The organism is Streptomyces sp. MK37H, assembly GCF_018035285.1.
Classification (GTDB): Bacteria; Actinomycetota; Actinomycetes; order Streptomycetales; family Streptomycetaceae; genus Streptomyces; species Streptomyces endocoffeicus.
Map to the genome: position 1 here is coordinate 1 of NZ_JAAAYH010000483.1, position 6,497 is coordinate 6,497.

The 6,497-nt window shown below is 71.8% G+C and carries 6 protein-coding genes; 4 read left to right on the forward strand and 2 right to left on the reverse strand.

Annotated elements, in window-relative coordinates:
- Positions 1 to 6 precede the first annotated feature (6 nt).
- The gene (locus tag GWI24_RS38415; RefSeq protein WP_247617480.1) at positions 7 to 1,788 is read left to right on the forward strand and encodes a phospho-sugar mutase; all 1,782 of its coding nucleotides are present in this window, start codon (positions 7 to 9) and stop codon (positions 1,786 to 1,788) included.
- On the opposite strand, the gene GWI24_RS38420 is transcribed toward GWI24_RS38415, so the two are convergent.
- Together GWI24_RS38420 and GWI24_RS38425 are read right to left on the reverse strand one after the other, a co-directional pair.
- Positions 1,747 to 2,022 (reverse strand): hypothetical protein, encoded by a 276-nt coding sequence (locus tag GWI24_RS38420; RefSeq protein WP_210950669.1) that lies wholly within the window; start codon positions 2,020 to 2,022, stop codon positions 1,747 to 1,749. The two genes, GWI24_RS38415 and GWI24_RS38420, sit on opposite strands and share 42 nt — an antisense overlap.
- A gap of 234 nt (positions 2,023 to 2,256) precedes the next feature.
- Positions 2,257 to 2,931, reverse strand: coding sequence for a PH domain-containing protein (locus GWI24_RS38425; protein ID WP_210950670.1), 675 nt, complete (start codon positions 2,929 to 2,931; stop codon positions 2,257 to 2,259).
- A 136-nt stretch (positions 2,932 to 3,067) separates the two neighbouring features.
- Here GWI24_RS38425 and deoC point away from each other — a divergent pair, with 136 nt between their 5' ends.
- From deoC to GWI24_RS38440, 3 genes are read left to right on the forward strand one after another with little or no spacing between them, the layout of a single operon-like run.
- Entirely contained in the window at positions 3,068 to 4,069 is a 1,002-nt protein-coding gene (gene deoC, locus GWI24_RS38430) for a deoxyribose-phosphate aldolase (RefSeq protein ID WP_210950673.1), read from the forward strand.
- Positions 4,070 to 4,075: 6 nt separating this feature from the next.
- Positions 4,076 to 5,509, forward strand: coding sequence for an aldehyde dehydrogenase family protein (locus GWI24_RS38435; protein WP_210950671.1), 1,434 nt, complete (start codon positions 4,076 to 4,078; stop codon positions 5,507 to 5,509).
- Complete coding sequence (locus tag GWI24_RS38440) at positions 5,502 to 6,365, forward strand: aldehyde dehydrogenase (RefSeq protein ID WP_210950672.1); 864 nt, start codon at positions 5,502 to 5,504, stop codon at positions 6,363 to 6,365. The genes GWI24_RS38435 and GWI24_RS38440 overlap by 8 nt, the downstream gene beginning before the upstream one ends.
- Positions 6,366 to 6,497 lie beyond the last annotated feature (132 nt).

Consider the following 6,497-nt stretch of genomic DNA (forward strand, 5'->3'; position numbering starts at 1 on the left):
GCCCCCATGGCCACGGAGCCCGATCTCATCGCCCAGGCTCGCGCATGGCTTGCCGAGGATCCCGATCCCGAGACGCGGGATGAGCTCGGGAAACTGCTCCAAGACGATGCCGTCGACGCGATCGCCGAGAGGTTCTCCGGCACGTTGCAGTTCGGTACCGCCGGTCTCCGGGGTGAGCTCGGGGCCGGGCCCATGCGGATGAACCGCGCCGTCGTCATCCGCGCCGCCGCCGGGCTCGCCGCGTATCTGCGCACGTATCACGGCCAGGAAGATCAGGACGATCAGCGCGGTCAAGGTCTCGTCGTCATCGGGTACGACGCCCGCTACAAGAGCGCCGAGTTCGCCCGGGACACCGCCGCCGTCATGACCGGTGCCGGCTTCCGCGCCGCCGTACTGCCCCGTCCCCTCCCCACGCCCGTGCTCGCCTTCGCCATCCGCCACCTCGGCGCGATCGCCGGCGTCGAGGTCACCGCGAGCCACAACCCGCCCCGCGACAACGGCTACAAGGTCTACCTCGGCGACGGCTCCCAGATCGTGCCGCCCGCCGACGCCGAGATCGCGGCCGAGATCGCGGCGATCCGGAGCCTGGACGACGTGCCCCGCCCCGAGACCGGCTGGGAGACGCTGAACGACGAGGTCCTTGAGGCGTACCTCGCGCGGACCGACGCCGTTCTCACCCCGGGTTCGCCCCGGAACGCCCGCGTCGTCTACACCCCGCTGCACGGCGTCGGCCGCGAGACCCTCACCGCAGCGTTCGCCCGCGCCGGCTTCCCCGAGCCCGCGGTCGTGCCCGAGCAGGCCGAGCCCGACCCGGCGTTCCCGACCGTCGCGTTCCCCAACCCGGAGGAGCCGGGGGCGATGGACCTGGCCTTCGCCACGGCCCGCAGGGTCGCGCCGGACATCATCATCGCCAACGACCCGGACGCCGACCGCTGCGCCGTCGCCGTCCCCGCGATCACGAACCCCACGGCCCCCACGGACGCCGCGAGCTGGCGGATGCTGCGCGGGGACGAGGTCGGCGCGCTCCTCGCCACCCACCTCGTCCACAAGCGCGCCCGTGGCGCGTTCGCGACCACGATCGTCTCCTCGTCGCTCCTGTCCCGGATCGCGGACGACGCCGGGCTGCCGTACGCAGAGACGCTGACCGGCTTCAAGTGGCTGGCCCGGGTGGACGGGCTGCGCTACGCGTACGAGGAGGCGCTCGGATACTGCGTGGATCCGGAGGGCGTACGCGACAAGGACGGCATCACGGCCGCGCTGCTCGTGGCCGAGCTGACGTCCGAGCTCAAGGAGCAGGGCCGCACCCTGGGCGACCTGCTGGACGACATCGCGGTGGCCCACGGGCTGCACGCCACCGACCAGCTGTCCGTCCGGGTCACCGACCTCTCCGTGATCGGCACCGCGATGAAGCGGCTGCGCGAACAGCCGCCCACCGAGCTCGCGGGGCTCGCCGTGACCTCGGCGGAGGACCTGACGCGGGGCACGGACACCCTGCCCCCGACGGACGGCCTGCGCTATCGGCTCGCCGGGAAGGGGAACGTCCGCGGCGCCCGCGTGATCGTCCGGCCCAGCGGCACCGAGCCGAAGCTGAAGTGCTACCTGGAGGTGGTCGTCGACGTCCCCGCCGCCGACTCCCTCACCCCGGCCCGCGCCACGGCGGACACCGTGCTGGCCGCGCTCAAGACGGACCTTTCGGCGGCGGCGGGAATCCAGCCCCCGGAATCCGCGACCGCGGACGCGGGCGTATCAGCAGCCGAGCCCGTCGCCGTCGCCCACGGCGATCAGTGACGGCGCCGGAGCGGGCTCGGCTCCGGCTGAGGTGGCCGAACCCGGTGTCGGGTCCGACGCAGGACTGAAGGTGAGGTCACCCCGGTAGAGACCGTGGGCGGGGGCGCCCCGCCCCGGGATCACATGGTGGGCGTAGACGCGGTAGCGGAACGTGCCGCGCGGGCCGGTCACGGTGACGACCGTACCGATGGGCAGGATGGCGAACCTCTGGAAGCCGCGGCAGTCATGGCCCACGACGACGGCCGTACGGATCGCGGCGCCGTTCTCCGTGCCGTTGCCGAGGGTCGGCCCGGCCCACGCGACCGGCGTCCACGGCGACCTGGCCGCCCCGGACGAACTGTCGGGGCCCGGCGCCGGCCGGGGGCCGGGGCCGACGGCCGGGCGCGCCCGGCGGTCGGCGGGAACCGGAGCCGCCCGGACCCAAGCGGTCAGCCGGGGGCCGGAAACCGGGCCCAGCGGGCCCAGCTCTCAGCCGATCGCCAGCATGACGCCCAAAAGCACCGCGCCCGCCAGCGTCGGCGCGATCATCTCGAAGGCCCATCGCACCTCCGGCGCCCCCTGGGCGCCCTCTCGCTGGGCGTTGAGTTCGGCCATCTCGCGCAGGTCGCCGATCGCCGCGTCGGAGGGGGCCCGGCGGTCCTCGTCGGGCTTGTTCGCCGCGACATGGGCGGACGTATTGCCGAAGGGGTCCTCGGAGGCCGCCCTGGCCTGCTGCCGGGCGGCCCGCTTGCGCTGGCGCAGCGAGACCGGGATCGCCCACAGCTGATAGGTCGCCCCGCCCGCCAGCACCTCGCTGGTGTACCCGGCGCGCAGCCCCTCGACCGAGGCCCAGGGCAGCGTGATCGTACGGAACGGGTTGCGGACGAGCAGCCGGTCCTGCCCCGCGTACACCGCCGGGCGCACCGTGAAGGCGATCACCACCGGCACCGCGAAGAGCAGCCCGGCCAGCGCCAGCCACGGCGTCCGTCCCTCGCCCCGGATCATCGCGTCGATGCCCAGCCAGCCGCTGAGCCCGAGCAGCAGCACCCCGCCCGCGATACCGCTCGGGGAGCGGTAGATCCGGTCCGAGAAGGTCTCGGTCCCGGCATCGGAGGAAGCGGAGCTGGAGGCAGCGGGGGCGGAGTCGTCGTCCGGGCTCGTCATGCGCCCGATTGTGCACCACACTCACGGGGCGGGGGGCGTCCAGGGGAGACCCGGGGTCGCTCGCCCCCGGGCCCGATCGATTCCAGGCCCGGGGGTGACATCCGACTACGCGCGTAGATATGCTCGTCTGGTGACCATGCCCACCACAGTTCCCGCATACGGCAAAGAGGCCGCGGAGCGACTCGCGTCAATGGCGGACGTGACCGCCAGTGACGGCGCACTGCGCCGCTTCCTGCACGGCCTGCCGGGCGTCGACGCGGTCGGCCTGCAGGCCCGTGCCGCGACCCTCGGCACCCGCTCGATCAAGACCACGGCGAAGGCGTACGCCATCGACCTGGCGATCTCGATGATCGACCTGACGACCCTCGAGGGTGCCGACACCCCGGGCAAGGTCCGGGCGCTCTGCGCCAAGGGGATCAACCCCGACCCCACCGACCGCACCACCCCGAAAGTCGCGGCGATCTGCGTCTACGGCGACATGGTGGCCACCGCCAAGGAGGCCCTGGCCGGCAGCGGCATCCATGTGGCCGCCGTCGCCACCGCCTTCCCCTCCGGCCGGGCCTCGCTGCCGGTCAAGCTGGCCGACACCCGGGACGCGGTGGCCGCCGGGGCGGACGAGATCGACATGGTGATCGACCGCGGCGCCTTCCTCTCCGGCCGCTACCTCGAGGTCTTCGAGGAGATCCGGCAGGTGAAGGAAGCCTGCGTCCGCGAGGACGGCAGCGGCACCGCGGCCCACCTCAAGGTCATCTTCGAGACCGGTGAGCTCCAGACGTACGACAACGTCCGCCGCGCCTCCTGGCTGGCGATGCTCGCGGGCGCGGACTTCATCAAGACCTCCACCGGCAAGGTGGCCGTCAACGCGACCCCGCCCGTCACCCTCGTCCTGCTGGAGGCGGTCCGCGACTTCCGCGCCACCACCGGCGTACAGGTGGGCGTGAAGCCCGCGGGCGGCATCCGCACCTCCAAGGACGCGATCAAGTACCTGGTGATGGTCAACGAGACGCTGGGCGACGAGTGGCTCTCCCCGGAGTGGTTCCGCTTCGGCGCCTCCAGCCTGCTCAACGATCTGCTCATGCAGCGCCAGAAGCTGAGCACCGGCCGGTACTCCGGTCCCGACTACGTGACGGTGGACTGATACGCCATGCCAGTTTTCGAGTACGCACCCGCGCCCGAGTCCCGCGCGGTCGTCGACATCGCCCCGTCCTACGGCCTGTTCATCGACGGGGAGTTCGCCGAGGCGGGCGACGGCAAGGTCTTCAAGACCCTCTCCCCCTCCTCCGAGGAGGTCCTCTCCGAGGTCGCCCAGGCCAACGCCGAGGACGTGGACCGCGCCGTCAAGGCCGCCCGTAAGGCGTTCGAGACCTGGTCCGCGCTCCCCGGCTCCGAGCGCGCCAAGTACCTCTTCCGGATCGCGCGGATCATCCAGGAGCGCTCCCGCGAGCTGGCCATCCTAGAGTCGCTGGACAACGGCAAGCCGATCCGCGAGTCGCGCGACGCCGATCTGCCCCTGGTCGCGGCCCACTTCTTCTACTACGCGGGCTGGGCCGACAAGCTCGCGTACGCGGGCTACGGCCCGGACCCCCGGCCCCTGGGCGTCGCCGGCCAGATCATCCCCTGGAACTTCCCCCTCCTGATGCTGGCCTGGAAGATCGCCCCGGCGCTCGCCACCGGCAATACGGTCGTCCTCAAGCCCGCCGAGACGACACCCCTGAGCGCCCTGTTCTTCGCGGACATCTGCCGTCAGGCGGGCCTGCCCAAGGGCGTGGTGAACATCGTCACCGGCGACGGCTCGACCGGCGCCGAACTGGTCGCCCACCCCGGCATCGACAAGGTGGCCTTCACCGGCTCGACCGAGGTCGGCAAGGCCATCGCCCGTACGGTGGCCGGTACGAAGAAGAAGGTCACCCTCGAGCTCGGGGGCAAGGCCGCGAACATCGTCTTCGACGACGCCCCCATCGACCAGGCGGTCGAGGGCATCATCGGCGGCATCTTCTTCAACCAGGGCCATGTCTGCTGCGCGGGCTCCCGTCTCCTGGTCCAGGAGTCCGTCCAGGACGAGCTGCTCGACGCGCTCAAGCGCCGGATGAACACCCTGCGCGTCGGCGACCCGCTGGACAAGAACACCGACATCGGCGCCATCAACTCCGCCGAGCAGCTGGCCCGGATCCGCGCCCTGGCCGACGCCGGCGAGGCCGAGGGCGCCGAGCGCTGGGCGCCGCAGTGCGAACTGCCCCGCTCCGGCTACTGGTTCGCACCCACCCTCTTCACCGGCGTCACCCAGGCCCACCGGATCGCCCGCGAGGAGATCTTCGGCCCGGTGCTCTCGGTGCTCACCTTCCGCACCCCCGAAGAAGCCGTGGCCAAGGCCAACAACACGCCGTACGGGCTGTCGGCGGGCATCTGGACGGAGAAGGGCTCGCGCATCCTGTGGATGGCGAACAAGCTCCGGGCGGGCGTGGTGTGGTCCAACACCTTCAACAAGTTCGACCCGGCCTCTCCGTTCGGCGGCTACAAGGAGTCCGGATACGGCCGTGAAGGCGGTCGCCACGGCCTGGAGGCGTACCTCGATGTCTGACAACCGACTCTCCGTGCTCAAGACCTACAAGCTGTTCATCGGGGGCAAGTTCCCCCGGTCCGAGAGCGGGCGGGTGTACGAGGTGACCGACGCACAGGCCAAGTGGCTGGCCAACGCCCCGCTGGCCTCCCGCAAGGACGCCCGGGACGCGGTCGTCGCCGCGCGCAAGGCGTTCGGCGGCTGGTCGGGGGCCACCGCCTACAACCGGGGCCAGATCCTCTACCGCGTCGCCGAGATGCTGGAGGGCCGCCGCGACCAGTTCATCCATGAGGTGGCCGACGCCGAGGGTCTGTCGAAGTCCAAGGCCACCGCGCAGGTGGACGCGGCGATCGACCGCTGGGTCTGGTACGCGGGCTGGTCCGACAAGACGGCCCAGATCGCCGGATCGGCCAACCCCGTGGCCGGGCCGTACTTCAACCTCTCCTCCCCCGAGCCGACCGGCGTGGTCGCGCTCCTCGCGCCCCAGGACTCGTCGTTCCTGGGCCTGGTGTCGGTGATCGCCCCGGCGATCGTCACCGGGAACACGGCCGTGGTCATCGCCGCCGAGACCGCCCCGCTCCCCGCCCTCTCCCTCGGCGAGGTCCTGGCCACCTCCGACCTCCCGGGCGGCGTGGTCAACATCCTGTCCGGCCGCACCGCGGAGATCGCCGCGCCCCTCGCCGCACACCAGGACGTCAACGCCATCGACCTCGCCGGCGCGGACCCGGAGCTCGCGGTCGAGCTGGAGAAGGCCGCCGCGGAAAACCTCAAGCGCGTCCTGCGTCCACAGCCTGTGGATTGGGCCACCGACCCCGGCACCGGCCGCCTCCTCACCTTCCTGGAGACCAAGACCGTCTGGCACCCGATGGGCGTCTAGTCCGACGGGCGGGTCTTTCCCCTCCCCGCCCCTTCCCGCGACACCGAGCGCCCCCGCGACATCCGCATCCCGGAGATCGCGGGGGCATTTTCGTCGCATATATTGTCAACAATTTCATCGACAGTTGGGTTG